Below are 25,178 nucleotides of genomic sequence, written 5' to 3'. Positions count from 1 at the left end.
TTACAGCACCTCCGGCGCGAGCGAGATGATCTTCATGAACTTCTTCTCGCGCAGCTCACGGCCGACCGGGCCGAAGATACGGGTGCCACGGGGGTCGCCGTCAGTCTTCAGAATGACGGCGGCGTTCTCGTCGAAGCGGATGTACGAACCGTCGGGACGCCGGCGCTCCTTCACGGCGCGCACGATGACGGCCTTGACGATGTCGCCCTTCTTCACGTTGCCACCGGGGATCGCATCCTTGACGGTGGCGACGATGACGTCACCGATGCCCGCGTAGCGACGGCCGGAGCCACCGAGAACACGGATGCAAAGGATTTCCTTCGCACCGGTGTTGTCGGCGACCTTGAGCCGCGACTCCTGCTGGATCACGTCTATCTCCTGGATTGTCTGCCGGTTCCCGGCAGGGTTCCGTTACCGGAACCCTGCCGAGCCTGGCGGAACGAACCTGAGGGAATGCCCTCAGGAATGCTGTTTCTCTGAATTCCCTTCGGGAATTACTTGGCCTTCTCGAGGATCTCGACGACGCGCCAGCGCTTCGTCGCGGACAGCGGCCGGGTCTCCATGATGAGGACACGGTCGCCGACACCCGCGGCGTTCTGCTCGTCGTGCGCCTTGAGCTTGTTCGTACGGCGGATGACCTTGCCGTACAGAGCGTGCTTCACGCGGTCCTCGACGGCGACGACGACGGTCTTGTCCATCTTGTCGCTGACGACCAGACCCTCACGGGTCTTGCGGAAGCCACGGGCCTCGGTCTTCTCTTCAGTCACAGTGTTCTCGCTCATGAGGCGCTCTCGCTCTCCACCGTCTCGATGCCCAGCTCGCGCTCGCGCATGAGGGTGTAGATCCGGGCGATGTCCTTGCGGACGGCCTTCAGCCGGCCGTGGTTTTCCAGCTGCCCGGTCGCCGCCTGGAAGCGGAGGTTGAACAGCTCTTCCTTGGACTCACGCAGCTTGCCGACGAGGTCCTCGTCGTTCAGCTGGCGCAGCTCACTCGGCTTCGTACCGGCAGCCATCAGACGTCACCGCCTTCGCGCCGGACAATGCGGCACTTCATCGGAAGCTTGTGAGCGGCGCGGGTGAGCGCCTCACGCGCAGTCTTCTCATTCGGGTAGGACAGCTCGAACATCACGCGTCCGGGCTTCACGTTCGCAACCCACCACTCCGGCGAACCCTTACCGGAACCCATGCGGGTCTCGGCAGGCTTCTTCGTGAGCGGGCGGTCCGGGTAGATGTTGATCCAGACCTTGCCGCCACGCTTGATGTGACGCGTCATGGCGATACGAGCTGCCTCGATCTGCCGGTTCGTCACGTACGCCGGGGTCAGCGCCTGGATGCCGTACTCGCCGAAAGCGAGCTCGGTGCCACCCTTGGCCATGCCCGAGCGTCCCGGGTGGTGCTGCTTGCGGTGCTTGACCCGCCTAGGGATCAGCATGTCGGTCAGGCCTCCGTTCCGGTGCTCTCAGCAGCGGGGGCGGCGGCGGGAGCCTCGGCCTTGGGGGCCTCGGCAGCCGGAGCCGACTGCTGCTGCTGCGGACGACGGCCGCCGCGGCCACCGCGCTCGCCGCCCCGGCCGCCACCACGGCCGCCCGGACGGTCGTTGCCACCGCGGGCCGGGCGGTTACCCGCACGGGCGGCAGCGTTCTCGGCGCGGACCTCGGCGATGTTCTTGACGTCGCCCTTGTAGATCCAGACCTTCACGCCGATGCGGCCGAAGGTCGTACGGGCCTCGAAGAAGCCGTAGTCGACGTTCGCGCGGAGCGTGTGCAGGGGCACGCGGCCCTCGCGGTAGAACTCCGAGCGCGACATCTCGGCACCGCCGAGACGCCCGCCGCACTGGATCTTGATGCCCTTCGCGCCGGCCTTCATGGCGGACTGCATGCTCTTGCGCATGGCCCGACGGAAGGAGACGCGGGAGGAGAGCTGCTCGGCGACGGCCTGCGCGACCAGCTGAGCATCGGTCTCGGGGTTCTTGACCTCGAGGATGTTCAGCTGCACCTGCTTGCCGGTGAGCTTCTCCAGCTCGCCACGGATACGGTCGGCCTCCGCACCGCGACGGCCGATGACGATGCCCGGCCGGGCAGTGTGGATGTCCACGCGGACGCGGTCACGGGTGCGCTCGATCTCCACCTTCGAGATGCCGGCGCGCTCCATGCCCTTCGTCATCATGCGACGGATGGCGACGTCTTCCTTGACGTAGTCCTTGTACAGCTTGTCGGCGTACCAACGCGACTTGAAGTCGGTGGTGACACCGAGCCGGAACCCGTGCGGGTTTACCTTCTGGCCCATTACCGGGTTCCTTCCTTGCTGCCGAGAACCACGGTGATGTGGCTGGTCCGCTTGCGGATCCGGTAGGCCCGGCCCTGGGCACGCGGCCGGAACCGCTTCAGGGTCGGACCCTCGTCGACGTACGCCTCCTTGATGAAGAGGTCGTCGACGTCGGTCATCTCGTAGTTGTGGGCGGCGTTGGCAATGGCGCTGTCCAGCACCTTGCCGACCGGCACGCTCGCGGCCTGCGGGGCGAAACGCAGGACCGCCTGAGCCTCCGTGGCGTCCATGCCACGGATAAGGTCCACCACCCGGCGGGCCTTCATGGGCGTGACGCGGATGTACCGCGCCCGTGCCATGGCTTCCATGGTTGTCCCTTCGGAATTAGTCATAGTCTTCGCACCCCGCTCGTCAGCGACGCTTCGACTTGCGGTCGTCCTTGACGTGGCCGCGGAAGGTGCGGGTCGGCGCAAACTCGCCGAGCTTGTGGCCGACCATCGACTCAGTGACGAACACCGGGACGTGCTTACGGCCGTCGTGCACCGCGATGGTGTGACCCAGCATCGCCGGGACGATCATCGAGCGGCGGGACCAGGTCTTGATGACGTTCTTGGTGCCTGCTTCGTTCTGCACGTCCACCTTCTTGGAAAGGTGGTCGTCGACGAAGGGCCCCTTCTTGAGACTGCGCGGCATCTAAACCCGCTCCTAGCGCTTCTTGTTCGTCTTGCGGCGGCGGACGATGTACTTGTTGGACGCCTTCTTCGGCGACCGAGTACGACCCTCCTTCTGACCCCAGGGCGACACCGGGTGGCGACCACCCGAGGTACGACCCTCACCACCACCGTGGGGGTGGTCGACGGGGTTCATCACGACACCACGCACGGTCGGGCGGACGCCCTTCCAGCGCATGCGGCCGGCCTTACCCCAGTTGATGTTCGACTGCTCGGCGTTGCCGACCTCGCCGACGGTGGCGCGGCAGCGCACGTCGACCAGCCGGATCTCGCCGGACGGCATACGCAGGTGGGCCATCTGGCCCTCCTTCGCCAGCAGCTGCACGGAGGCACCCGCGGAGCGGGCGAACTTCGCGCCGCCGCCGGGCCGCAGCTCGATGGCGTGGATGGTCGTACCCACCGGGATGTTGCGCAGCTGCAGGTTGTTGCCCGGCTTGATGTCGGCCGTGGGGCCGTTCTCGACGCGGGCGCCCTGCGCCAGCCCGGCCGGAGCCAGGATGTAGCGCTTCTCGCCGTCCGCGTAGTGCAGCAGGGCGATACGAGCGGTGCGGTTCGGGTCGTACTCGATGTGCGCGACCTTGGCCGGCACGCCGTCCTTGTCGTGACGACGGAAGTCGATCACGCGGAAGGCGCGCTTGTGGCCACCGCCCTGGTGGCGGGCAGTCACACGACCGGCGTTGTTACGGCCGCCCTTGCTGTGCAGCGGGCGAACCAGCGACTTCTCCGGCGTGGACCGCGTGACCTCGACGAAGTCGGCGACCGAAGAGCCACGACGGCCCGGGGTCGTCGGCTTGTACTTGCGGATTCCCATTTCTCAGTCCTCGTCCGTATCCGGACGATCCCGTCTCCGTTAGGAGACCGGACCGCCGAAGATGTCGATGCGGTCGCCTTCAGCGAGGGTCACGATGGCGCGCTTGGTGTCCGCGCGCTTGCCGAAACCGGTGCGGGTGCGCTTGCGCTTGCCCTGCCGGTTGATCGTGTTGACCCCGGTGACCTTGACCGTGAAGACCGTCTCGACGGCCTGCTTGATCTGGGTCTTGTTGGCACGCGGGTCGACGATGAAGGTGTACTTGTTGTCGTCGAGCAGCGCGTAGCTCTTCTCGGAGACGACCGGCTTCAGCAGCACGTCACGGAGGTCCGTGAAGGACTTGCTGACCGGGGTCTCGACAGTGGCCTTGCCCTCGGCGGCGTGCCGCGCGGCCTTGGCCTTACGAGCAGCCTTGGCGGCCTTGGCGGCCTTCGAGGCGATGCTCGGGTGACGCGTAGCCATCAGGCCTCGCTCCCTTCGAGCTCGCTCTCGCTCGCGACGGCCTTGCCGGCCTTGGCCGGACCGGCCACGAAGGCTTCGAAGGCGGCCTGGGTGAAGACCACGTCATCGGAGACGAGCACGTCGTAGGTGTTCAGCTGACCCGGCTCCAGGATGTGCACCTGGGGCAGGTTGCGGGCGGAGAACACCGCGGCCTCGTCGGCCCGGTCCACGACCAGGAGCACGTTCTTGCGCTCGCTGACCTTGGCCAGCAGGGCCTTGGCGGCCTTGGTGGACGGCGTCTCACCCTCGATCACGCCGGTGACGACGTGAATCCGGTTGTTGCGGGCCCGGTCGGTGAGGGCGGCGCGCAGGGCGGCGGCCTTCATCTTCTTGGGCGTCCGCTGCGAGTAGTCGCGCGGCACGGGACCGTGCACGACGCCACCACCGGCGAACTGCGGAGCGCGGACCGAACCCTGACGGGCGCGGCCGGTGCCCTTCTGGCGGTACGGCTTCTTGCCGCCGCCTCGGACCTCGCCGCGGGTCTTGGTCTTGTGCGTGCCCTGGCGGGCAGCGGCCAGCTGTGCGACGACGACCTGGTGGATCAGCGGAATGCTGACCTTGGCGTCGAAGATCTCCGCGGGGAGCTCGACGCTACCGGCCTTGTCGCCTGCCGGCGAAAGGATGTCAATGGTGCTCATCGTTACCTCAGGCCCCCTTGGCCGCGGTACGGACCAGGACGAGGCCGCCGTTCGGACCAGGAACCGCGCCCTTGATGAGCAGCAGGCCCTTCTCCGCGTCAACGGCGTGAACGGTCAGGTTCTGGGTGGTCACGCGCTCGTTGCCCATCCGGCCGGCCATGCGCATGCCCTTGAAGACGCGGCCCGGGGTGGCGCAGCCACCGATCGAACCGGGCTTGCGGTGCACGCGGTGGGCACCGTGGGACGCCTTGCCGCCGTGGAAGCCGTGGCGCTTCATGACGCCGGCGAAGCCCTTGCCCTTGCTCTTGCCGGTGACGTCGACCTTGACGCCGGACTCGAAGGTCTCCGCGGTGAGCTCCTGGCCGAGGGTGTACTCGGAGGAGTCCGGGGTGCGGACCTCGACGAGGTGGCGGCGGGGGGTGACGTCGGCCTTGGCGAAGTGGCCCTTGAGGGGCTTGTTCACCTTGCGCGGGTCGATCTCGCCGAACGCGATCTGGACGGAGTCGTAACCGTCCTGGTCGTTGGTGCGCACCTGGGTGACGACACACGGGCCGGCCTTGACGACGGTCACCGGCACGATGCGGTTGTTGTCGTCCCAGACCTGCGTCATGCCGAGCTTCTCGCCCAGGAGGCCCTTGATCTGCTTAGCCATTCTCAGATCACCGGCCTTCAGAGCTTGATCTCGATGTCGACACCGGCCGGGAGGTCGAGTCGCATCAGAGAGTCAACGGTCTTGGGGGTCGGGTCGAGGATGTCGATGAGGCGCTTGTGGGTGCGCATCTCGAAGTGCTCGCGCGCGTCCTTGTACTTGTGCGGCGACTTGATGACGCAGTACACGTTCTTCTCAGTGGGCAGCGGCACCGGGCCCGCGACCGACGCACCAGTACGGGTCACCGTCTCGACGATCTTCTTCGCCGAGGAGTCGATGACCTCGTGGTCGTAGGCCTTGAGCCGGATGCGGATCTTCTGTCCCGCCATGGCTTCTCAGCAGTCCTGTTCTCTCATACGCTCTGGCTTCCCTCCGACCCACGCGGTCGGGCGTGTCGTAACGCTTCCCGCAATAAGCTGCGGAGTTTTCCTGCTGGAGGGAGTGCCGTGGTTGGCGCCCCGCATACGCTTCCCGGAAGATTCCCGTACTTCCGCCCCTGATGAGAGGCGACGAATACCTGGGACTCGCTTCCAGTCCTCCCGGCGGGAGGCGCGCAGCATCGGCTACACAACCGAGCAACCAGGACAGTCTGCCATACGCCACGCGGCGGGCGCCAATCGAGGGGTTTGTCCAGCTCGCACCGTGTGCGAGAGGTCACATAAAACGCGAGCGGCCCCGCCCCGGAAACCGGGACAGGGCCGCTCGGCAGAGCGATTGCTCAGGTCACTTGGTGATCTTGGTGACCTGGCCGGCGCCCACGGTCCGGCCACCCTCACGGATGGCGAACTTCAGGCCCTCTTCCATCGCGACGGGCTGGATGAGCTCAACGGTCATCTCAGTGTTGTCGCCCGGCATGACCATCTCGGTGCCCTCGGGGAGGGTCACGACGCCGGTCACGTCGGTGGTGCGGAAGTAGAACTGCGGACGGTAGTTGTTGAAGAACGGGGTGTGACGGCCACCCTCGTCCTTCGACAGGATGTAGGCCTGGGCCTCGAACTCGGTGTGCGGGGTGACCGAACCGGGCTTGATGATGACCTGGCCGCGCTCGACGTCCTCGCGCTTGATGCCGCGGAGCAGCAGACCGACGTTCTCACCGGCCTGGCCCTCGTCGAGCAGCTTGCGGAACATCTCGATGCCCGTGACCGTGGTGGTGGTCTTCTCCGGCTTGATGCCGATGATGTCCACGGTCTCGTTCACCTTGAGGATGCCGCGCTCGATACGACCGGTGACGACGGTGCCACGACCGGTGATCGTGAAGACGTCCTCGATCGGCATCAGGAACGGCTTGTCGACGTCGCGCTCGGGCTGCGGGATGGACTCGTCGACGGCCTTCATCAGGTTGAGGACGGACTCACCCCACTCCTTGTCGCCCTCGAGGGCCTTCAGCGCGGAGACCTTGACGACCGGAACGTCGTCGCCGGGGAACTCGTACTCGGAGAGCAGCTCGCGGACCTCGAGCTCGACGAGCTCCAGGATCTCCTCGTCGTCCACCATGTCGGCCTTGTTCAGGGCGACAACGATGTACGGCACGCCGACCTGGCGGGCCAGGAGCACGTGCTCCTTGGTCTGCGGCATCGGGCCGTCGGTCGCGGCGACCACCAGGATCGCGCCGTCCATCTGGGCGGCACCGGTGATCATGTTCTTGATGTAGTCCGCGTGACCGGGGCAGTCGACGTGCGCGTAGTGACGCGACTCGGTCTGGTACTCGACGTGCGCGATGGAAATGGTGATACCACGCTGGCGCTCTTCCGGCGCCTTGTCGATCATGTCGAAGGCCGAGGCCTCGTTCAGGTCGGGGTACGCGTCGTGCAGCACCTTGGTGATCGCAGCGGTAAGAGTGGTCTTACCGTGGTCGATGTGACCGATGGTGCCGATGTTGACGTGCGGCTTAGTCCGCTCGAACTTCGCCTTCGCCACGGGATCCTCCTGTGGAGTGGTTCTGTACGCCTTTACTCATCGGCGCCAGGTGAACTTTTGCTTGGGGGGCGGCCCCCGGGGCCCCGCCGCACACCTCCGGAGGATACCGGCTGATATGCGACGGGATGACCCGTAAGCCCTTTGTGCTACAGCCTACGGGTTACTCGCCCTTGGCCTTCGCGATGATCTCCTCTGCCACGGCCTTGGGGACCTCGGCGTAGGAGTCGAACTGCATGGAGTAGCTCGCGCGACCGGAGGTCTTGCTGCGCAGGTCGCCCACGTAGCCAAACATCTCGGACAGCGGAACCAGGCCGGTGACCAGCTTGGCGCCACCGCGGTCCTCCATGGACTGGATCTGACCGCGCCGCGAGTTGATGTCGCCGATCACATCGCCCATGTAGTCCTCGGGCGTGGTGACCTCGACCTTCATCATCGGCTCGAGCAGGGCCGGGGAGGCCTTGCGGGCGGCCTCCTTGAAGGCCATCGAACCGGCGATCTTGAAGGCCATCTCGGACGAGTCGACCTCGTGGTACGCGCCGTCGAGCAGCGTGACGCGGACACCCGTGAGCGGGTAGCCGGCGAGCACGCCGAACTCCATGGCCTCCTGCGAGCCCGCGTCCACCGAGGGGATGTACTCCCGGGGGATGCGGCCACCGGTGACCTTGTTCACGAACTCGTAGCCGTCGCCCTCAAGCGGCTCAAGGGCGATGATCACGCGCGCGAACTGACCGGAACCACCGGTCTGCTTCTTGTGCGTGTACTCGTGCTTCTCGACCGGCTTGCGGAGGGTCTCGCGGTAGGCCACCTGCGGCTTACCGACGTTCGCCTCCACCTTGAACTCGCGCTTCATGCGGTCGACGAGGACGTCCAGGTGAAGCTCGCCCATGCCGGCGATGATCGTCTGGCCGGTCTCCTCGTCGGTGTGCACCTTGAAGGACGGGTCCTCCTCGGCGAGGCGCTGGATCGCCGTGCCCAGCTTCTCCTGGTCGCCCTTGGACTTCGGCTCGATGGCGACCTGGATCACCGGGGCCGGGAAGTCCATGGACTCCAGGATGACGGGGTTCGACGGGTCGCAGAGCGTCTCACCGGTGGTGGTCTGCTTCAGGCCCATGACGGCGACGATGTCGCCGGCACCCACCGACTCGATCTCCTCACGCTTGTTCGCGTGCATGCGGTAGATCTTGCCGATGCGCTCCTTCTTGCCCTTCACCGAGTTCTGCACCTGGGTGCCCGCGGTGAGGCGGCCCGAGTACACGCGGATGAAGGTGAGCTTGCCCAGGTGCGGGTCGGCAGCGATCTTGAAGGCGAGAGCCGACATCGGCTCTTCCTCGGACGGCTTGCGGACGATGACCTCTTCCGGGTCATTGACCGCGTGGCCCTCGATCGCGTCGACGTCCAGCGGCGACGGCAGGTAGCGCACGACCGCGTCGAGCAGGGGCTGCACGCCCTTGTTCTTGAACGCGGTGCCGCAGAACACCGGGGTCACCGTGGTGCCCTCGGTGGTACGGCCGGAGGCGATGGTCACGCGGCGGATGGCCGCGTACAGCTGGTCCTCGGTGGGCTCCTGGCCCTCGAGGTACAGCTCCATCATCTCCTCGTCGTTCTCGGCCACGGCCTCGAGGAGCTTGCCGCGGTACTCGGCGGCGGCCTCGAGGTGCGTGTCCGGGATCTCGACGATGTCGTACGCCTCACCGAGCTTGGTGTCGGCGGACCAGACGAAGGCCTTCATGGTGACGAGGTCGACGACACCCTTGAAGTCCATCTCGGTGCCGATCGGCAGCTGCATGACCAGCGGCTGCGCGCCCAGACGGTCCTCGATCATGTCGACGCAGCGGTGGAACTCCGCGCCGGTACGGTCGAGCTTGTTGACGAAGCAGATACGCGGAACGCCGTAGCGGTCCGCCTGACGCCACACCGTCTCGGACTGCGGCTCCACACCGGCGACACCGTCGAACACCGTCACGGCACCGTCCAGGACGCGCAGCGAGCGCTCCACCTCGACCGTGAAGTCGACGTGCCCGGGGGTGTCGATGATGTTGATGGTGTGATCGATGTCGTTCAGGGGCCAGTGGCAGGTCGTCGCGGCAGACGTGATCGTGATGCCGCGCTCCTGCTCCTGCGCCATCCAGTCCATGGTGGCAGCGCCATCGTGGACCTCACCGATCTTGTACGACACACCGGTGTAGTACAGGATCCGCTCGGTGGTCGTCGTCTTGCCCGCGTCGATGTGGGCCATGATCCCGATGTTGCGGACCTTGGCCAGGTCAACAGAAGTGGTGGCCATTTGGCTCAGTCTTCTCTCTCGTTAACGGGGGTCGACTACCAGCGGTAGTGCGCGAACGCCTTGTTCGCCTCGGCCATCTTGTGGGTGTCCTCGCGTCGCTTGACGGAGGCGCCCAGGCCGTTCGAGGCGTCCAGCAGCTCGTTCATGAGGCGCTCGGTCATGGTCTTCTCGCGACGGGCGCGCGAGTAGCCCACGAGCCAGCGCAGCGCCAGCGTCGAGGAACGGCCGGGCTTGACCTCGACCGGGACCTGGTAGGTCGCGCCACCGACACGGCGGGACTTGACCTCGATGGCCGGCTTGACGTTCTCCAGGGCGCGCTTGAGCGTGATGACCGGGTCATTGCCGGTCTTCTCGCGCAGGCCCTCCATGGCGCCGTACACGATGCGCTCGGCGGTGGAGCGCTTGCCGTGCAGCAGCACCTTGTTGATGAGGGACGTCACCAGGGGGGAGTTGTAGACCGGGTCGATGATGACCGGGCGCTTCGGGGCGGGGCCCTTACGAGGCATTCTTACTTCTCCTTCTTGGCGCCGTAGCGGCTGCGAGCCTGCTTACGGTTCTTGACGCCCTGCGTGTCCAGGGAACCGCGGATGATCTTGTAGCGAACACCCGGCAGGTCCTTCACACGGCCACCGCGCACGAGCACGATGGAGTGCTCCTGCAGGTTGTGGCCCTCACCCGGGATGTAAGCGGTGACCTCGATGCCGGAGGTCAGACGCACACGCGCGACCTTCCGCAGCGCCGAGTTCGGCTTCTTCGGGGTGGTGGTGAAGACACGCGTGCAGACGCCGCGGCGCTGGGGCGAACCCTCGAGCGCGGGCGTCTTGTTCTTCTCGACCTTGTCCTGCCGGCCCTTACGGACCAGCTGCTGGATCGTAGGCACTACTTCTCCGGTTTCTGTGTGCCGATCTCGATACTTCTAACCTGGGGTTCCTGCGACCGTCCCCGACCCACGCGGTCGGGTGTGTCGCAAGCCCTGGAAATCTCCCGCGCGCTTTGCTTCGCAGCAGGGGAATGTGCTCCTGTGTGGCAGAGACTTCCGCGCACACGGGAACCCGGGGACACCCCAGGCACAAGGTCAGAGCCTACCTATAGCATTCGCTCCGGTCAAAACAAGGCCTTACGCCCCCGAAGACGCCACCATCGCGACGATCATCAGGATGAAGGCGACCGTGCCGATCGCCAGATAGCCGATCACCATGCCGGCCACGGCCATCCCGTCGCCGCCCTCCCCCGTGCGCTTGATCTCGGCCCGCGCCTTATGGCCGAGGATCACCGCGGGAATGCAGGTGATGCCCACCATCGGCACCAGCGCCCCGCACACCAGCGAGGCCACCGCCGAGCTGTTCGTCGGCGGCGCCGGGGTGGGCAGGAAGGTCTGCGGGACGGCAGGCGGCATGGGCGGGCCGAAGCCGACCCGCGGCGTCTGCGGATGGTGAATGCCCTGTGGCAGATCTCCTACGAGCAGGTGCAGCTCGCCGTAAGTCTGTGATTTGTACGCCCGCGACATCCGCGACTCATACTCCGGCTGGGTGAGCCGCCCTTCCGCGAAGCCGGCCTTCAGCACGTCAACCGCCCGCTCGCGGTCCGCATGAGACACGCGCATGGTGGGCGGACGCCCCTGATCCCACGGCTGCATGGACAAAGCAAGCACCTCCCCACACCTACGTACCCCATTGTGCTTGACGCACGGCGCTCACGCCGAGTTCCCGCACCAATACACCGCAGGGCGGCCCTCCCGTACGGGAAGACCGCCCTGCGAGGCGTATCGGACGCGTCCTACTGGTTGTACGGACCGTAGTCGTAGTCCTCCAGCGGGACCGCCTGGCCGGAGCCGGTGCCGAAGGGCGAGTAGTCGATCTCGTCGTAGCCGACGGTCGAGTACATCGCGGCCTTCGCCTCCTCGGTGGGCTCCACCCGGATGTTGCGGTAGCGGGACAGGCCCGTACCGGCCGGGATGAGCTTACCGATGATCACGTTCTCCTTGAGGCCGATGAGGCTGTCGGACTTGGCGTTGATCGCCGCGTCCGTCAGGACTCGGGTCGTCTCCTGGAAGGAGGCGGCCGACAGCCAGGACTCCGTGGCCAGCGAGGCCTTGGTGATACCCATCAGCTGCGGACGGCCGGAGGCCGGGTGGCCGCCGTCCGCCACCACGCGACGGTTCTCGCCCTCGAACTTGGTGCGCTCGACGAGCTCGCCCGGCAGCAGCTCCGCGTCGCCGGACTCGATGATCGTCACGCGGCGCAGCATCTGCCGGATGATGATCTCGATGTGCTTGTCGTGGATCGACACACCCTGCGAGTTGTAGACCTTCTGCACCTCGCCGACCAGGTGGACCTGGACGGCCCGCTGGCCCTGGATGCGCAGGACGTCGTGCGGGTTGATCGCACCGGCGGTGAGCGCCTCGCCGACCTCGACGTGGTCGCCCTCCTTCACCAGCACCTTGGAGCGCTTGGAGATGGGGAAGGCGGTCTCGTCGGAGCCGTCGTCCGGAGTGACGACGAGCTTCTTCGTCTTCTCCGTCTCCTCGATACGGACCCGGCCTGCGGCCTCCGAGATCGGCGCCACACCCTTCGGGGTACGGGCCTCGAAGAGCTCGACGACACGCGGCAGACCCTGGGTGATGTCGTCGCCCGCCACACCACCGGTGTGGAAGGTACGCATCGTCAGCTGGGTGCCGGGCTCACCGATGGACTGGGCGGCGATAATGCCGACCGCCTCACCGATGTCGACCAGCTTGCCGGTGGCCAGCGAACGGCCGTAGCACATCGCGCAGGTGCCGACGGCGGACTCGCAGGTCAGGACCGAGCGGGTCTTGACCGTGGAGACGCCGTGCTTGACCAGCTCGTCGATGAGCACGTCGCCCAGGTCCGTACCGGCCGGGGCCAGCACCTTCCCGTCCACGACGATGTCCTCGGCGAGGCAGCGCGCGTACACGCTGGTCTCGGCGTCCTCGGCCTTGCGCAGCACGCCGTCCTCGCCCTTGGACGCGAACTCCAGCTTGAGGCCGCGCTCGGTGCCGCAGTCCTCCTCGCGGATGATCACGTCCTGCGAGACGTCCACCAGACGACGGGTCAGGTAACCCGAGTCGGCGGTACGCAGCGCGGTGTCCGCCAGGCCCTTACGGGCGCCGTGCGTGGAGATGAAGTACTCCAGCACGGAGAGGCCCTCGCGGAACGACGCCTTAATCGGCCGCGGGATGGTCTCGTTCTTGGCGTTGGACACCAGACCACGCATACCCGCGATCTGACGCATCTGCATCATGTTTCCGCGAGCACCCGAGTTCACCATCATGAAGATCGGGTTGGTCTTCGGGAAGTTGGCGTTCATGGCCTCGGCGACCTCGTTGGTCGCCTTGGTCCACAGGGCGATGAGCTCCTGCGAACGCTCGTCCTTCGTGATCAGACCGCGCTCGTACTGCTTCTGGATCTTCTCGTCCTGGGCCTCGTACCCGGCGATGATCTCCTTCTTCGCCTCCGGGACGACGACGTCCGAGATGGCGACGGTGACGCCGGAGCGGGTGGCCCAGAAGAAGCCGGCCGCCTTCAGGTTGTCGAGCGTCGCCGCCACGATGACCTTCGGGTAGCGCTCGGCGAGGTCGTTGACGATCTCGGAGAGCTGCTTCTTGCCGACCGAGTAGTCGACGAACGGGTAGTCCTCGGGGAGCAGTTCGTTGAACAGCGCCCGGCCGAGGGTGGTGGTCAGGCGGAACGGGTCCCCCTGCTGCCACTCGCCGTCACCCTCCTCGGCGACCGGCGGGGTCCAGCCGCGCGGCGGGACGGTGCCGACCGGGAAGCGGATGTCGATCTTCGCCTGGAGCGACAGCTCGCCGGCGTCGAAGGACATGATCGCCTCGGCGACCGAACCGAAGGCCCGGCCCTCGCCCTTGACCTCGCGCTCGTCCTCGTCCGTGGTGAGGAAGAACAGACCCAGGACCATGTCCTGCGTCGGCATCGTCACCGGACGGCCGTCGGCGGGCTTGAGGATGTTGTTCGAGGAGAGCATCAGGATGCGCGCCTCGGCCTGCGCCTCCGCGGAGAGCGGCAGGTGGACGGCCATCTGGTCACCGTCGAAGTCCGCGTTGAACGCGGTGCAGACGAGCGGGTGAATCTGAATGGCCTTGCCCTCGACCAGCTGCGGCTCGAAGGCCTGGATGCCGAGGCGGTGCAGCGTGGGCGCACGGTTCAGCAGAACCGGGTGCTCCGCGATGACCTCTTCCAGGACGTCGTACACGACCGTGCGGCCGCGCTCGACCATGCGCTTGGCGCTCTTGATGTTCTGCGCGTGGTTCAGGTCCACCAGGCGCTTCATCACGAACGGCTTGAAGAGCTCCAGCGCCATGGCCTTCGGGAGACCGCACTGGTGCAGCTTCAGCTGCGGGCCGACGACGATGACGGAACGGGCCGAGTAGTCGACGCGCTTGCCGAGCAGGTTCTGGCGGAAACGACCCTGCTTGCCCTTCAGCATGTCGCTGAGGGACTTCAGGGGCCGGTTGCCGGGACCGGTGACCGGGCGACCGCGACGACCGTTGTCGAAGAGGGCGTCCACGGCCTCCTGGAGCATGCGCTTCTCGTTGTTCACGATGATCTCGGGCGCGCCGAGGTCGAGAAGCCGCTTCAGGCGGTTGTTGCGGTTGATGACGCGGCGGTACAGGTCGTTCAGGTCGGAGGTCGCGAAGCGGCCACCGTCCAGCTGCACCATCGGACGCAGGTCCGGCGGGATGACCGGCACGCAGTCCAGCACCATGCCCATGGGGCTGTTGGTGGTGGCCTGGAAGGCCGAGACGACCTTCAGCCGCTTCAGGGCGCGGGTCTTCTTCTGGCCCTTGCCCGTACGGATGATCTCGCGGAGCTTCTCGGCCTCCTCCTCCAGGTCGAAGGACTCGAGGCGCTTCTGCAGCGCCGCGGCGCCCATGCCGCCGGAGAAGTAGGTGCCGAAGCGGTCGCGCAACTCGCGGTAGAGCAGCTCGTCGCCCTCGAGGTCCTGGACCTTGAGGTTCTTGAAGCGGGCCCACACCTCGTCGAGGCGGTCGATCTCGCGCTGCGCGCGGTCGCGGATCTGCTTCATCTCGCGCTCGCCGCCCTCGCGCACCTTGCGGCGCACGTCGGCCTTGGCGCCCTCGGCCTCGAGCTCGGCCAGGTCGGTCTCGGCCTTCTTGGCGCGGGCCTCGAGGTCAGCGTCGCGGCGCTGCTCGACCTGCTGGCGCTCGACGGAGACCTGGGCCTCCAGCGACGGCAGATCGCGGGTACGGCGCTCCTCGTCCACCCACGTGATCATGTAGGCGGCGAAGTAGATGACCTTCTCGAGGTCCTTCGGGGCGAGGTCGAGCAGGTAGCCCAGGCGCGACGGAACGCCCTTGAAGTACCAGATGTGCGTGACGGGCGCGGCCAGCTCAATGTGGCCCATCCGCTCACGGCGCACCTTGGCGCGGGTGACCTCGACGCCACACCGCTCACAGATGATGCCCTTGAAGCGGACACGCTTGTACTTGCCGCAGTAGCACTCCCAGTCCCGGGTCGGACCGAAGATCTTCTCGCAGAAGAGCCCGTCCTTTTCCGGCTTGAGGGTGCGGTAGTTGATCGTCTCCGGCTTCTTTACCTCGCCGTGAGACCAGGTTCGGATGTCGTCCGCGGTGGCAAGGCCGATCCGCAGCTCGTCGAAGAAGTTGACGTCGAGCACTGTGTCGTCAATCCCTCTCAGGGTTGTGTCTAGATGGTCTGAACGGGGTCCGGGGGACGGGGGTCGGCGTCATTGGCCGACCCCCGAACCACGTCAGACCTCTTCGACGCTGCTCGGCTCGCGCCGGGACAGGTCGATGCCGAGCTCCTCCGCCGCGCGGAAGACGTCCTCGTCGGTGTCGCGCATCTCGATGGACATGCCGTCCGAGGACAGCACCTCCACGTTGAGGCACAGGGACTGCATCTCCTTGATGAGCACCTTGAAGGACTCCGGGATGCCGGGCTCGGGGATGTTCTCGCCCTTGACGATGGCCTCGTAGACCTTCACGCGGCCGGTCACGTCGTCGGACTTGATCGTCAGCAGCTCCTGGAGGGCGTACGCGGCGCCGTATGCCTCCAGCGCCCACACCTCCATCTCGCCGAACCGCTGGCCACCGAACTGAGCCTTACCACCCAGCGGCTGCTGGGTGATCATGGAGTACGGACCCGTGGAACGGGCGTGCAGCTTGTCGTCCACCAGGTGGTGCAGCTTGAGGATGTACATGTAGCCGATCGAGATCGGCTCCGGGAACGGCTCGCCGGAGCGGCCGTCGAACAGGCTCGCCTTGCCGGTCTCCTTGACCATCCGCTCGCCGTCCCGGTTCGGGATCGTCGACTCGAAGAGTCCGGAGATCTCGTCCTCGCGGGCGCCGTCGAAGACCGGGGTCGCGACATTGGTGCCCGCGGCGACCTCGTCGGCGCCGATGGCCTGCAGCCGGCGCATCCAGTCCTCGCTGCCCTCGACCTTCCAGCCCTGGGAGGCCAGCCAGCCGAGGTGGATCTCCAGCACCTGTCCCGGGTTCATTCGGGAAGGCACACCCAGCGGGTTCAGGATGATGTCGACCGGGGTGCCGTCCTCCAGGAACGGCATGTCCTCGACCGGCAGGATCTTGGAGATGACGCCCTTGTTGCCGTGGCGGCCTGCGAGCTTGTCACCGTCGGTGATCTTGCGCTTCTGGGCCACGTAGACGCGGACCAGCTGGTTCACGCCCGGCGGCAGCTCGTCGCCCTCTTCGCGGTCGAAGACGCGGACGCCGATGACCTTGCCGGTCTCGCCGTGCGGCACCTTCAGGGAGGTGTCGCGGACCTCGCGGGCCTTCTCACCGAAGATCGCGCGGAGCAGGCGCTCCTCCGGGGTCAGCTCGGTCTCACCCTTGGGCGTGACCTTGCCGACGAGGATGTCGCCGGCCTCGACCTCGGCACCGATCCGGATGATGCCGCGCTCGTCGAGGTCCGAGAGGACCTCCTCGGAGACGTTCGGGATGTCCCGGGTGATCTCCTCCGGGCCGAGCTTGGTGTCACGGGCGTCGACCTCGTGCTCCTCGATGTGGATCGAGGAGAGGACGTCGTCCTGTACGAGGCGCTGCGACAGGATGATCGCGTCCTCGTAGTTGTGACCCTCCCACGGCATGAACGCCACGAGCAGGTTCTTGCCCAGCGCCATCTCGCCCTCTTCGGTCGAGGGGCCGTCGGCGAGGACCTGGTCCTTGATGACGCGCGCACCCTCGTCCACGAGCACCTTCTGGTTGAAGGAGGTGCCCTGGTTGGAGCGGGAGAACTTGGCTACCCGGTAGGTGGTGTAGGTGCCGTCGTCGTTGGCCACCGTGACGTAGTCGGCGGAGACCTCCTGGACGACACCGTCCTTCTCGGCCTTGATGACGTCGCCGGCGTCGACCGCGCAGCGGTACTCCATGCCGGTGCCGACCAGCGGCGACTCGCTCTTAATGAGCGGCACGGCCTGCCGCATCATGTTGGAGCCCATCAGCGCGCGGTTGGCGTCGTCGTGCTCCAGGAACGGGATCATGGCGGTCGCGACCGACACCATCTGGCGCGGCGAGACGTCCATGTAGTCGACCTCGGTGCCGGGCACGTAGTCGACCTCGCCGCCGCGGCGGCGGACGAGGACGCGGGCCTCGGCGAAGTGCTGGTCCTCGGTGAGAGGGGCGTTCGCCTGCGCGATGACGAAGCGGTCCTCCTCGTCAGCGGTGAGGTAGTCCACGTCGTCGCTGACGACACCGTCGGAGTCGACCTTGCGGTACGGCGTCTCGATGAAGCCGAAGGCGTTGACCCGGCCGTACGAGGCGAGCGAACCGATCAGACCAATGTTCGGGCCTTCGGGCGTCTCAATCGGGCACATGCGGCCGTAGTGCGACGGGTGCACGTCTCGCACCTCGAAGCCCGCCCGCTCACGGCTCAGACCACCCGGGCCGAGGGCGTTCAGACGACGCTTGTGCGTCAGCCCCGACAGCGGGTTCGTCTGGTCCATGAACTGGGACAGCTGGGACGTACCGAAGAACTCCTTGATCGACGCCACCACGGGGCGGATGTTGATCAGGGTCTGCGGCGTGATCGCCTCGACGTCCTGGGTGGTCATGCGCTCACGCACGACGCGCTCCATACGGGCGAGACCCGTACGGACCTGGTTCTGGATCAGCTCGCCGACATTGCGGATACGGCGGTTGCCGAAGTGGTCGATGTCGTCGGTCTCGACGACCACGGACTGGCCGTTCTCACCGACGGTCTCGGTCTCACCGGCGTGCAGCTTCACCAGGTACTTGATCGAGGCGATGATGTCCTCGACCGTCAGCACCCCGGCGTCCAGGCCGGCGGTGGAACCCAGCTTCTTGTTGACCTTGTAGCGGCCGACCTTCGCGAGGTCGTAGCGCTTGGGGTTGAAGTAAAGGTTCTCGAGCAGCGTCTGCGCGGCCTCACGGGTCGGCGGCTCGCCCGGACGCAGCTTGCGGTAGATGTCGAGCAGCGCATCGTCCTGGCCCTGGGTGTGGTCCTTCTCCAGGGTGGCGCGCATGGACTCGTACTCGCCGAACTCCTCGAGGATCTGCTCGGTGGTCCAGCCGAGCGCCTTGAGCAGGACGGTGACGGACTGCTTGCGCTTGCGGTCGATGCGGACACCGACCATGTCGCGCTTGTCGATCTCCATCTCCAGCCAGGCACCCCGGGACGGGATGACCTTGACCGAGAAGATGTCCTTGTCGGACGTCTTGTCGATGGAGGAGTCGAAGTAAACACCCGGCGAGCGGACCAGCTGCGAGACCACGACACGCTCGGTGCCGTTGATCACGAAGGTGCCCTTGTTGGTCATGAGCGGGAAGTCGCCCATGAAGACCGTCTGGGACTTGATCTCGCCGGTCTCGTTGTTGGTGAACTCGGCCGTGACGAAGAGCGGAGCCGCGTACGTGAAGTCGCGCTCCTTGCACTCGTCGATGGAGTTCTTCGGGGGCTCGAAACGGTGATCGCGGAAGGTCAGCGACATCGACCCGGAGAAGTCCTCGATCGGGGAGATCTCCTCAAAGATCTCCTCCAGACCGGACTTCCTGGGGACGTCCTGTCCACTGTCCAGGGCCGCCTCGACGCGAGCCTTCCAGTCCTCGTTACCGAGGAGCCAGTCAAAGCTCTCGGTCTGCAGGGCAAGGAGGTTCGGAACCTCGAGGGGCTCCTTGATCTTCGCAAAAGAGATACGCAGCGGGGCGGTGCTGGCGCCGTTGTTCGTGTTTCCAGTCGAGGCGGTGCGCGAGGCGGCCAAGAGGGGGTCCTTCCGAGGGCTCGGACTCACTACGCGCGTACCGGTCCCCCGGGCCGTGCACACCGGACATCAGCCCTGGTCAGGGCGGACGCGACGGCAATGCATGACCTTGGGTATGCCCCTGGTGACGGGCAGGAGGCAGCTAACAGGCAGCGCAAAGGGTCAGTGTAGCCACTCGCCACACTGATGTCCAGAGCGGATTCTCGAGATCGGCTTCAGCAGAGCCAACCTCTCCCCTCTTCTGCTCTTACGGGCCCCTCTGCGGCCACTGCTCGTCGCCGCCGGGGCGGCCTGTTGGTACAAGGCCTTCCCACTCATCCACCGATCCATGCCTCGGATCCGGACCGATGTGACGACCTGAGAATTGCGCGCTGCGTGCGGTTCGTCAAGGCCCCCCACTCCGACCAGGGTCTCCCGGAACGGCGAAGATCACCATACCTGTCAGGCCACACGGGGCAAGGAGCCCTGCTCGGCCGCGTTGCAGGAACGCCGAAGGGCGACCACCCGGCTGGGTGATCGCCCTGTGACGCTGTGCCCTCATAAGAGGGCTCAGAAAGTGCTCAGGAGAGCTGAGGTCACTTGACCTCGACGGAGGCGCCGGCGCCCTCGAGGGACTCCTTGGCCTTCTCCGCGGCGTCCTTGGCAACCTTCTCGAGGACCGGCTTCGGGGTGCCGTCGACGAGGTCCTTGGCCTCCTTCAGACCCAGGGAGGTCAGCTCACGCACGACCTTAATGACCTGGATCTTCTTGTCGCCGGCGCCGGTGAGGATGACGTCGAACTCGTCCTGCTCCTCGGCGGCCTCGGCGGGGGCGCCACCGGCCGGGCCGGCAACGGCGACGGCGGCCGGGGCGGCGGCCTCGACGTCGAACTTGTCCTCGAAGGCCTTCACGAACTCGGAGAGCTCGATGAGGGTCATCTCCTCGAACTGCGCGAGCAGGTCTTCCTGGCTGAGCTTCGCCATGATGGGCGTCCTTCCATTAAGTCGGCTGGGGTGCCGGATGTGTGGTTCGGCGGGCATGGCTTACAGGCCCGCTGGGTTGAGCGCGGAGTAGAGGGGATTACTCCCCGGCACCGCCCTGCTCGACCTTGCTGCGAAGCGCGTCCGCGGTGCGGACCATCTTCGTGAGCGGGGCCTGGAAGGTCGCCGCGGCCTTGGCCATGGACGCCTTCATGCCACCTGCCAGCTTGGCCAGCAGCACCTCGCGGGACTCGAGGTCCGCAAGCTTCTTGATCTCGTCGGCGGACAGCGCCTTGCCGTCAAGGACACCGCCCTTGATGACGAGCGCGGGGTTGTCCTTGGCGAAGTCACGAAGACCCTTGGCCGCCGTGACCGGGTCACCGGTCACAAAGGCGACAGCCGTCGAGCCCACGAGGTGCTCTTCCAGCTCGTTGACCCCGGCCTCCTTGGCCGCGATCTTGGTCAGCGTGTTCTTCACCACACGGTACTGAGCGTTCTCACCGAGCGAACGGCGCAGATCCTTGAGCTGCGCAACGGTGAGCCCGGTGTAAGCGGTCACAACAGCCGCGTTGGAGTTACGGAACTTCTCCGTCATCTCCTCGACTGCGTCGACCTTGTCGGGCGTCGCCATGAGCCTCGGCCTCCTTCCGGTGATGAGGACCGCTCGGAAGGGGCCGGACAAACGAAACGCCCCGGGCGCAGGCGCACGGGGCTGAGCCGACATAAATGCCGGAAGTCTCTTCCACAGTCACCTGCGCGGGCCGTCCGCAATCAAGCGGATCCTTCGGCTGCCTCACCCGGGAGGGCAGGGGCAGCAACCAGCGGTCTTTGGCTTCTGTGGAAGAGTACGTGACGTCCTGGCGTACGGGCAAATCCGTCACTTACGGCTGCCGCGAGCTACTGCTGCTGCAGCTCCGTGAAGTCCACGGTCTGCCCGGCCGGCGGCTCCTCGGCCGACACCTTGGTGCCGTAATCCGAGTAGTACGCCTCCATCCGGTACGGGCCGTTCTTGGTGTCGCCGGACTCCAGGCGCTTGATCATCAGATCCTTGCCGTCCACCCAGATGTCGACCTTCTGCGTGGTCACGCCTGCGGTCTTCAGCTGCTGCTCGATGGCCTTCAGCTGCTCCTCGGTGAGCTCCTTGGAGGACTTGCGGGTCATGTCGGCGACGTCGACGGTGCCCGCGTAATGCGTCGTCTTCACGCCCCTGACCGTCTCGGTGCCGACCTTCTTGACGTCCTTGGACGTCAGCAGCAGCTTCACCGCCTGGCCGGGGGTGGAGTTCTGCATCTGGTCCTTCATGTAGTCCCCGGAGGGGCCCATGAACTTCGACAGGTCGTCGTATCCGTAGCGGATCCACTTCTTGCCGGGGAACTGGGTCTGGAAGGGGCCCTGGACGTTCGCGTAATAGGCGTCCGGGAGATAGCGGGCCGGCAGCACGCCGTCCGTGTCGATCATCTTGGTCGCCTGCGCCATGCTGCCGCCGGTGTACGTCACCGTGGCAGTGCCCGTGGTGCCGTCCGACCAGTCCAGGGCGCCGGCGTTCTTGGTCGAGAGGGCGCTGCCCATGGTCATCGTTGACGTGAACCTGGAGGAGTTCGCGCCCGCGGTCTTCTCGTCCACCGTCTTCAGCGCGGCGATCGGGCTGAGCTTCTGGGTGCTCTCGCCGATGCCCTTGCCGCTGCCGCCGCCGCTGCCCCGGTCCTTCTTGCCCGCGCCGCCGCCGTCGTCGCTGCAGGCCGCCGCCCCGGTGAGCACCGCGGCCACGGCCAGCGCGACACCTGCACGTCTTACGGTCCGCCCCACTGTCATCCCCGTCCCCTTCCCCGTTGTCTTCCCTGTCCGCACCGGCTCAGCCCTCGTTGCCCATCTCCTGGCTGAGGTCCATGACCTCGGAGGCGGGCGGGGCCGTCACGGTCACCGGCTTGTTGAGCTCGCCCATGGTGACCGTGACGTCCATCGGGCCCTTGTCGGTCTTGCTGGTGGTGCGGAACTGCTTGGTGTGGTCGTTCTCGTCGATCCACATGTCCATGGTGAGCTTGTCGACGCCGAGCTCGCGGTACTCCTTGAGCTTCTCCTCGCGCCGCTCCCGCGTCTGCGCGTCCGCGTCCTTCATGCCGGCCTTGAGGCGGGCGAGGTCGATGGTGCCGGAGTAGTGCGTGGTGGGCACCCCGTCGATCTTTTCCTCACCGACCTTCTTCAGGCCCTCGGCCTCGAGCATGTCCTCGACGTCCTCGGTCGGGTTCGCGCCGGCGGGCGAGCCGGACATGAGCGAGCCGCCCTTCCCGCCCGCCTTCGACATGTCGACCTTCAGCCAGCTCTTGCCGTCCATGCCCTCGGCGGCCTCCTCGCCGCCGTTCATGTACATGGCGCGGCCGACCAGCCGCATCTCGAAGGTGCCGGACTGCGGCCCGCCGGTGAGCTGCATCTTCATCCGCATGGCCTCGGGCTTGCGGGTCATCGCGGCGGTGCCGGTGAACTTGCCCTCGCCGGGCGCGGTGCCGCGCATGGTGAAGGTGAGCGAGTCGATCTTCTGCTGCTTCTGGACCGCCTTCTTGATGGCGACGGCCGGCGTCACCTCGGCGGGCTTGCCGCCGCCTCCGCCTCCGCCTTTGGACTCGGAGCCGGCGGCGCCGTCCTTCTTGCCGTCGTCGTCGGAGCCGCAGGCGACGGCGCCTCCGCCGAGCAGCGCGGCGGAGAGCAGCACCGCGGATGTACGGGCGCGCATGGTGTGACGCATGATCCCCCCAGGGAACGCGTGAGCGAATGAGCGAGACAGTATCCCACGCCGCCGCACACGCCCCTGGGCCTCACGTCACGTAAGGAGGCGGCTCAGCCCTGCTGCTGGGCCTTCTTCAGCATCTCCATCAGGTCGACGGTGTCGCTCGCGGCCGGGGCCTGGGCGTCCACCTTCGCGCCCCAGTCGGAGAAGCGCATCTGGATCGCGGTCGGGCCCTGGTTGGTCTTGTACGACTGCTTGAGCTGGACCGGGTAGTTGTCGCCGTCCACCCAGACGTCGACGTTGTACTTGTCGACGCCCTGCTTCGCCATCGCCTCGACGAGCTGCTTGCGCTCGGCCTTGCTGAGGTATTCGGCGCTGCCGTTCTTCGCCGTGGCCTCCTTCACCGACACCGTGCCGGTGTAGTGGGTGGCCTCGACGCCGGCGACCTTGCCGGTGCCGACCTTCTTGATGTTGGGCGAGTCCAGGAACATGGCCATCTGCTTGGCCGGGTCCTGGTTCTTGCCCTGCTCGTCGAGGCCGCCGGTGATCGCGTCGGAGATCGACTTGTCGCCGGACTGCTCGGCGACCGCCTTCGGGTCGATCTTGATCCAGTGCTTGCCGTCCATCTGCTTGGCCGCGGCGGCGCCACCGTTGACGTACATGACGTCGTCGGCCATCACCATCCGGACCTGCTTGGGAGCGTCCGGGCCCCCGCCCATGGCGGAGCCGTCGAGCGTCATGTCCATCTCGAGCGGATCCCAGCTCATCGCGCCGGAGGACTTCACCGCGCCGCCGCCCGTACCGGCGCCGGCGGGCATCTTCATGGTCATCTCGAACTTGGCCGACTTCGCCTCGCTCGTCTTCTCCGTGGCGGCCTTGATCGCGGCAGCGGGGGCCATCTTGGGCGCCTCCGCCTTGTCGCCCGCGGCCTTGCCCTCGTCGCTCTTGTCGTCGCCACCGCAACCGGCGACGGCGGCCAGGGTGAGCGCTGCCGCGCCGAGCGCCGCACCGCCGCGTATGAGCTTCTTCTGCATGATGTCCCTTTCCCCCGCTCGGTTACGGAACGGAACGGCCCACCGTAGTGCACGCGGCCGGTACGACGAACGGCCGGGCCCGGCAGCCTCCGTAGCGGAGGTTGCCGGGCCCGGCCGTTCGAAAGCTGGTCGTCAGACCGCCGCGTCCTCGGTGAGGAGGTTGCGGGTGCGGTTGGCGTCCACCGGAATGCCGGGGCCCATCGTGGTGGTGATGGTGGCCTTCTTGATGTACCGGCCCTTCGCCGCGGACGGCTTCAGACGGTTGATCTCCTCCAGCGCTGCCGCGTAGTTCTCCACCAGCTTGGTCTCGTCGAAGGAGACCTTGCCGATGATGAAGTGCAGGTTGGAGTGCTTGTCGGTGCGGAACTCGATCTTGCCGCCCTTGATCTCGGTCACGGCCTTGGCCACGTCCGGGGTCACGGTGCCGGTCTTCGGGTTCGGCATCAGACCACGCGGACCGAGCACGCGGCCGAGGCGGCCGACCTTGCCCATGAGGTCCGGCGTGGCGACGACGGCGTCGAAGTCCAGGCGGCCCTTTCCAACCTCGTCGATGAGCTCGTCGGCGCCGACGATGTCGGCGCCCGCGGCCTCCGCGGCCGCTGCACGGTCGCCGGTCGCGAAGACCAGGACCCGGGCGGTCTTGCCGGTGCCGTGCGGGAGGTTCACGGTGCCGCGGACCATCTGGTCGGCCTTGCGCGGGTCGATGCCCAGGCGGAAGGCGACCTCGACGGTGCCGTCGAACTTCGAGGTGGAGGTTTCCTTGGCGAGGCGGATGGCCTCGAGGGGGCCGTACTGCCGCTCCCGGTCGATCTTTGCGTCGCCGGCGCGGAGGCTCTTGCTGCGCTTCACTGCAGTCTCCTGTGTCGTATGGAGTCGTGGTTGCGGGCCAGCGCGTGGCCCTCCCACGGGGGTGTGGCTAGGGGGTCAGCTCTCGACCGTGATGCCCATGGAGCGGGCGGTGCCAGCGATGATCTTCGACGCGGCGTCGATGTCGTTGGCGTTCAGGTCGGGCATCTTGGTCTCGGCGATCTCCTTGACCTGGGCAGCCGTGATCTTGGCGACCTTGGTCTTGTGCGGCTCGCCGGAGCCCTTGTCCACACCAGCGGCCTTGAGGATCATCTTCGAGGCCGGCGGAGTCTTGGTGATGAAGGTGAAGGAACGGTCCTCGTAGACCGTGATCTCCACCGGGATCACCCAGCCACGCTGCGACTCGGTCGCGGCGTTGTAGGCCTTGCAGAACTCCATGATGTTGACGCCGTGCTGACCCAGCGCGGGGCCGACCGGCGGCGCCGGGTTGGCCGCACCGGCCTGGATCTGGAGCTTGATAAGCCCCGTGACCTTCTTCTTCTTGGGAGGCATGCTCTCTCCGGGTCCTTGAATAGAGAGGGTTTCGGCCTCGATCCGTCATCCGGATGG

Annotated in this window: 26 protein-coding genes; all 26 read right to left on the bottom strand. The window is 66.6% G+C overall.

The genetic code is table 11. From position 1 onward, the window contains the following. A complete protein-coding gene (gene rplN, locus ACNNMR_RS26700) occupies positions 1-369 on the bottom strand; it encodes a 50S ribosomal protein L14 (protein WP_419997216.1) in 369 nt (122 codons plus the stop codon). A 125-nt stretch (positions 370-494) separates the two neighbouring features. Next, positions 495-782, bottom strand: coding sequence for a 30S ribosomal protein S17 (gene rpsQ, locus ACNNMR_RS26695; RefSeq protein WP_419997215.1), 288 nt, complete (start codon positions 780-782; stop codon positions 495-497). Then, entirely contained in the window at positions 779-1,012 is a 234-nt protein-coding gene (gene rpmC / locus ACNNMR_RS26690; protein WP_419997214.1) for a 50S ribosomal protein L29, read from the bottom strand. The genes rpsQ and rpmC overlap by 4 nt, the downstream gene beginning before the upstream one ends. Beyond that, positions 1,012-1,431, bottom strand: coding sequence for a 50S ribosomal protein L16 (gene rplP, locus ACNNMR_RS26685; protein ID WP_419997213.1), 420 nt, complete (start codon positions 1,429-1,431; stop codon positions 1,012-1,014). Before rplP ends, rpmC begins: the two co-directional genes overlap by 1 nt. A gap of 5 nt (positions 1,432-1,436) precedes the next feature. Further along, positions 1,437-2,285: a 30S ribosomal protein S3 gene (gene rpsC / locus ACNNMR_RS26680; protein ID WP_419997212.1), complete on the bottom strand. Its 849-nt coding sequence runs from the start codon at positions 2,283-2,285 to the stop codon at positions 1,437-1,439. Beyond that, positions 2,285-2,632: a 50S ribosomal protein L22 gene (rplV, locus tag ACNNMR_RS26675; RefSeq protein WP_419997211.1), complete on the bottom strand. Its 348-nt coding sequence runs from the start codon at positions 2,630-2,632 to the stop codon at positions 2,285-2,287. The genes rpsC and rplV overlap by 1 nt, the downstream gene beginning before the upstream one ends. Before the next feature lie 43 nt (positions 2,633-2,675). After that, the gene (gene rpsS / locus ACNNMR_RS26670; protein WP_419997210.1) at positions 2,676-2,957 is read right to left on the bottom strand and encodes a 30S ribosomal protein S19; all 282 of its coding nucleotides are present in this window, start codon (positions 2,955-2,957) and stop codon (positions 2,676-2,678) included. A 12-nt stretch (positions 2,958-2,969) separates the two neighbouring features. Next, entirely contained in the window at positions 2,970-3,806 is an 837-nt protein-coding gene (rplB, locus tag ACNNMR_RS26665) for a 50S ribosomal protein L2 (RefSeq protein ID WP_419997209.1), read from the bottom strand. 39 nt (positions 3,807-3,845) lie between these two features. Next, a complete protein-coding gene (gene rplW, locus ACNNMR_RS26660) occupies positions 3,846-4,265 on the bottom strand; it encodes a 50S ribosomal protein L23 (RefSeq protein WP_419997208.1) in 420 nt (139 codons plus the stop codon). Next, on the bottom strand, positions 4,265-4,942 hold the full coding sequence (gene rplD, locus ACNNMR_RS26655; RefSeq protein ID WP_419997207.1) for a 50S ribosomal protein L4: 678 nt from the start codon (positions 4,940-4,942) through the stop codon (positions 4,265-4,267). Before rplD ends, rplW begins: the two co-directional genes overlap by 1 nt. 7 nt (positions 4,943-4,949) lie before the next feature. After that, positions 4,950-5,594: a 50S ribosomal protein L3 gene (gene rplC / locus ACNNMR_RS26650; protein WP_419997206.1), complete on the bottom strand. Its 645-nt coding sequence runs from the start codon at positions 5,592-5,594 to the stop codon at positions 4,950-4,952. A 17-nt stretch (positions 5,595-5,611) separates the two neighbouring features. Further along, on the bottom strand, positions 5,612-5,920 hold the full coding sequence (gene rpsJ, locus ACNNMR_RS26645; RefSeq protein ID WP_014054162.1) for a 30S ribosomal protein S10: 309 nt from the start codon (positions 5,918-5,920) through the stop codon (positions 5,612-5,614). Positions 5,921-6,314: 394 nt separating this feature from the next. Further along, on the bottom strand, positions 6,315-7,508 hold the full coding sequence (gene tuf, locus ACNNMR_RS26640) for an elongation factor Tu (RefSeq protein WP_419997205.1): 1,194 nt from the start codon (positions 7,506-7,508) through the stop codon (positions 6,315-6,317). Between the two features lie 160 nt (positions 7,509-7,668). Then, entirely contained in the window at positions 7,669-9,792 is a 2,124-nt protein-coding gene (gene fusA / locus ACNNMR_RS26635) for an elongation factor G (protein WP_419997204.1), read from the bottom strand. A 35-nt stretch (positions 9,793-9,827) separates the two neighbouring features. Further along, the gene (gene rpsG, locus ACNNMR_RS26630; RefSeq protein ID WP_419997203.1) at positions 9,828-10,298 is read right to left on the bottom strand and encodes a 30S ribosomal protein S7; all 471 of its coding nucleotides are present in this window, start codon (positions 10,296-10,298) and stop codon (positions 9,828-9,830) included. A 2-nt stretch (positions 10,299-10,300) separates the two neighbouring features. Then, positions 10,301-10,672 carry a 30S ribosomal protein S12 gene (gene rpsL, locus ACNNMR_RS26625; RefSeq protein WP_003948652.1) on the bottom strand — a complete coding sequence of 124 codons (372 nt, stop codon included), beginning with the start codon at positions 10,670-10,672 and terminating at the stop codon, positions 10,301-10,303. 237 nt (positions 10,673-10,909) lie between these two features. Further along, the gene (locus tag ACNNMR_RS26620; RefSeq protein WP_419997202.1) at positions 10,910-11,395 is read right to left on the bottom strand and encodes a DUF1707 and DUF4190 domain-containing protein; all 486 of its coding nucleotides are present in this window, start codon (positions 11,393-11,395) and stop codon (positions 10,910-10,912) included. Positions 11,396-11,568: 173 nt separating this feature from the next. After that, a complete protein-coding gene (locus tag ACNNMR_RS26615; RefSeq protein ID WP_419997201.1) occupies positions 11,569-15,468 on the bottom strand; it encodes a DNA-directed RNA polymerase subunit beta' in 3,900 nt (1,299 codons plus the stop codon). Positions 15,469-15,561: 93 nt separating this feature from the next. After that, on the bottom strand, positions 15,562-19,047 hold the full coding sequence (gene rpoB, locus ACNNMR_RS26610) for a DNA-directed RNA polymerase subunit beta (protein WP_419997200.1): 3,486 nt from the start codon (positions 19,045-19,047) through the stop codon (positions 15,562-15,564). A 575-nt stretch (positions 19,048-19,622) separates the two neighbouring features. Next, a complete protein-coding gene (rplL, locus tag ACNNMR_RS26605) occupies positions 19,623-20,009 on the bottom strand; it encodes a 50S ribosomal protein L7/L12 (RefSeq protein WP_419997199.1) in 387 nt (128 codons plus the stop codon). A gap of 97 nt (positions 20,010-20,106) precedes the next feature. Continuing rightward, entirely contained in the window at positions 20,107-20,637 is a 531-nt protein-coding gene (gene rplJ, locus ACNNMR_RS26600; RefSeq protein WP_419997198.1) for a 50S ribosomal protein L10, read from the bottom strand. Between the two features lie 266 nt (positions 20,638-20,903). Beyond that, positions 20,904-21,818 carry a hypothetical protein gene (locus tag ACNNMR_RS26595; RefSeq protein ID WP_419997197.1) on the bottom strand — a complete coding sequence of 305 codons (915 nt, stop codon included), beginning with the start codon at positions 21,816-21,818 and terminating at the stop codon, positions 20,904-20,906. A gap of 40 nt (positions 21,819-21,858) precedes the next feature. Beyond that, on the bottom strand, positions 21,859-22,746 hold the full coding sequence (locus ACNNMR_RS26590; RefSeq protein WP_419997196.1) for a DUF1396 domain-containing protein: 888 nt from the start codon (positions 22,744-22,746) through the stop codon (positions 21,859-21,861). 92 nt (positions 22,747-22,838) lie between these two features. Continuing rightward, on the bottom strand, positions 22,839-23,762 hold the full coding sequence (locus ACNNMR_RS26585; RefSeq protein ID WP_419997195.1) for a hypothetical protein: 924 nt from the start codon (positions 23,760-23,762) through the stop codon (positions 22,839-22,841). 132 nt (positions 23,763-23,894) lie between these two features. After that, positions 23,895-24,611: a 50S ribosomal protein L1 gene (gene rplA, locus ACNNMR_RS26580; protein WP_419997194.1), complete on the bottom strand. Its 717-nt coding sequence runs from the start codon at positions 24,609-24,611 to the stop codon at positions 23,895-23,897. A gap of 75 nt (positions 24,612-24,686) precedes the next feature. Beyond that, positions 24,687-25,121: a 50S ribosomal protein L11 gene (rplK, locus tag ACNNMR_RS26575; RefSeq protein WP_419997193.1), complete on the bottom strand. Its 435-nt coding sequence runs from the start codon at positions 25,119-25,121 to the stop codon at positions 24,687-24,689. Positions 25,122-25,178: the final 57 nt, after the last annotated feature.

The organism is Streptomyces boninensis, assembly GCF_048572725.1.
Taxonomy (GTDB): domain Bacteria; phylum Actinomycetota; class Actinomycetes; order Streptomycetales; family Streptomycetaceae; genus Streptomyces; species Streptomyces boninensis.
This window is presented reverse-complemented; position numbering and strand designations above follow the sequence as displayed.

Excerpts from the sequence above, each read along its gene's own strand:
- rpsQ (WP_419997215.1), bottom strand. The coding sequence starts at position 782 with ATGAGCGAGAACACTGTGACTGAAGAGAAGACCGAGGCCCGTGGCTTC.
- rpmC (WP_419997214.1), bottom strand. The coding sequence starts at position 1,012 with ATGGCTGCCGGTACGAAGCCGAGTGAGCTGCGCCAGCTGAACGACGAG.
- rplP (WP_419997213.1), bottom strand. The coding sequence starts at position 1,431 with ATGCTGATCCCTAGGCGGGTCAAGCACCGCAAGCAGCACCACCCGGGA.
- rpsC (WP_419997212.1), bottom strand. The coding sequence starts at position 2,285 with ATGGGCCAGAAGGTAAACCCGCACGGGTTCCGGCTCGGTGTCACCACC.
- rplV (WP_419997211.1), bottom strand. The coding sequence starts at position 2,632 with ATGGAAGCCATGGCACGGGCGCGGTACATCCGCGTCACGCCCATGAAG.
- rpsS (WP_419997210.1), bottom strand. The coding sequence starts at position 2,957 with ATGCCGCGCAGTCTCAAGAAGGGGCCCTTCGTCGACGACCACCTTTCC.
- rplB (WP_419997209.1), bottom strand. The coding sequence starts at position 3,806 with ATGGGAATCCGCAAGTACAAGCCGACGACCCCGGGCCGTCGTGGCTCT.
- rplW (WP_419997208.1), bottom strand. The coding sequence starts at position 4,265 with ATGGCTACGCGTCACCCGAGCATCGCCTCGAAGGCCGCCAAGGCCGCC.
- rplD (WP_419997207.1), bottom strand. The coding sequence starts at position 4,942 with ATGAGCACCATTGACATCCTTTCGCCGGCAGGCGACAAGGCCGGTAGC.
- rplC (WP_419997206.1), bottom strand. The coding sequence starts at position 5,594 with ATGGCTAAGCAGATCAAGGGCCTCCTGGGCGAGAAGCTCGGCATGACG.
- rpsJ (WP_014054162.1), bottom strand. The coding sequence starts at position 5,920 with ATGGCGGGACAGAAGATCCGCATCCGGCTCAAGGCCTACGACCACGAG.
- fusA (WP_419997204.1), bottom strand. The coding sequence starts at position 9,792 with ATGGCCACCACTTCTGTTGACCTGGCCAAGGTCCGCAACATCGGGATC.
- rpsG (WP_419997203.1), bottom strand. The coding sequence starts at position 10,298 with ATGCCTCGTAAGGGCCCCGCCCCGAAGCGCCCGGTCATCATCGACCCG.
- ACNNMR_RS26620 (WP_419997202.1), bottom strand. The coding sequence starts at position 11,395 with ATGCGCGTGTCTCATGCGGACCGCGAGCGGGCGGTTGACGTGCTGAAG.
- rplL (WP_419997199.1), bottom strand. The coding sequence starts at position 20,009 with ATGGCGAAGCTCAGCCAGGAAGACCTGCTCGCGCAGTTCGAGGAGATG.
- rplJ (WP_419997198.1), bottom strand. The coding sequence starts at position 20,637 with ATGGCGACGCCCGACAAGGTCGACGCAGTCGAGGAGATGACGGAGAAG.
- ACNNMR_RS26595 (WP_419997197.1), bottom strand. The coding sequence starts at position 21,818 with ATGACAGTGGGGCGGACCGTAAGACGTGCAGGTGTCGCGCTGGCCGTG.
- ACNNMR_RS26590 (WP_419997196.1), bottom strand. The coding sequence starts at position 22,746 with ATGCGTCACACCATGCGCGCCCGTACATCCGCGGTGCTGCTCTCCGCC.
- ACNNMR_RS26585 (WP_419997195.1), bottom strand. The coding sequence starts at position 23,762 with ATGCAGAAGAAGCTCATACGCGGCGGTGCGGCGCTCGGCGCGGCAGCG.
- rplK (WP_419997193.1), bottom strand. The coding sequence starts at position 25,121 with ATGCCTCCCAAGAAGAAGAAGGTCACGGGGCTTATCAAGCTCCAGATC.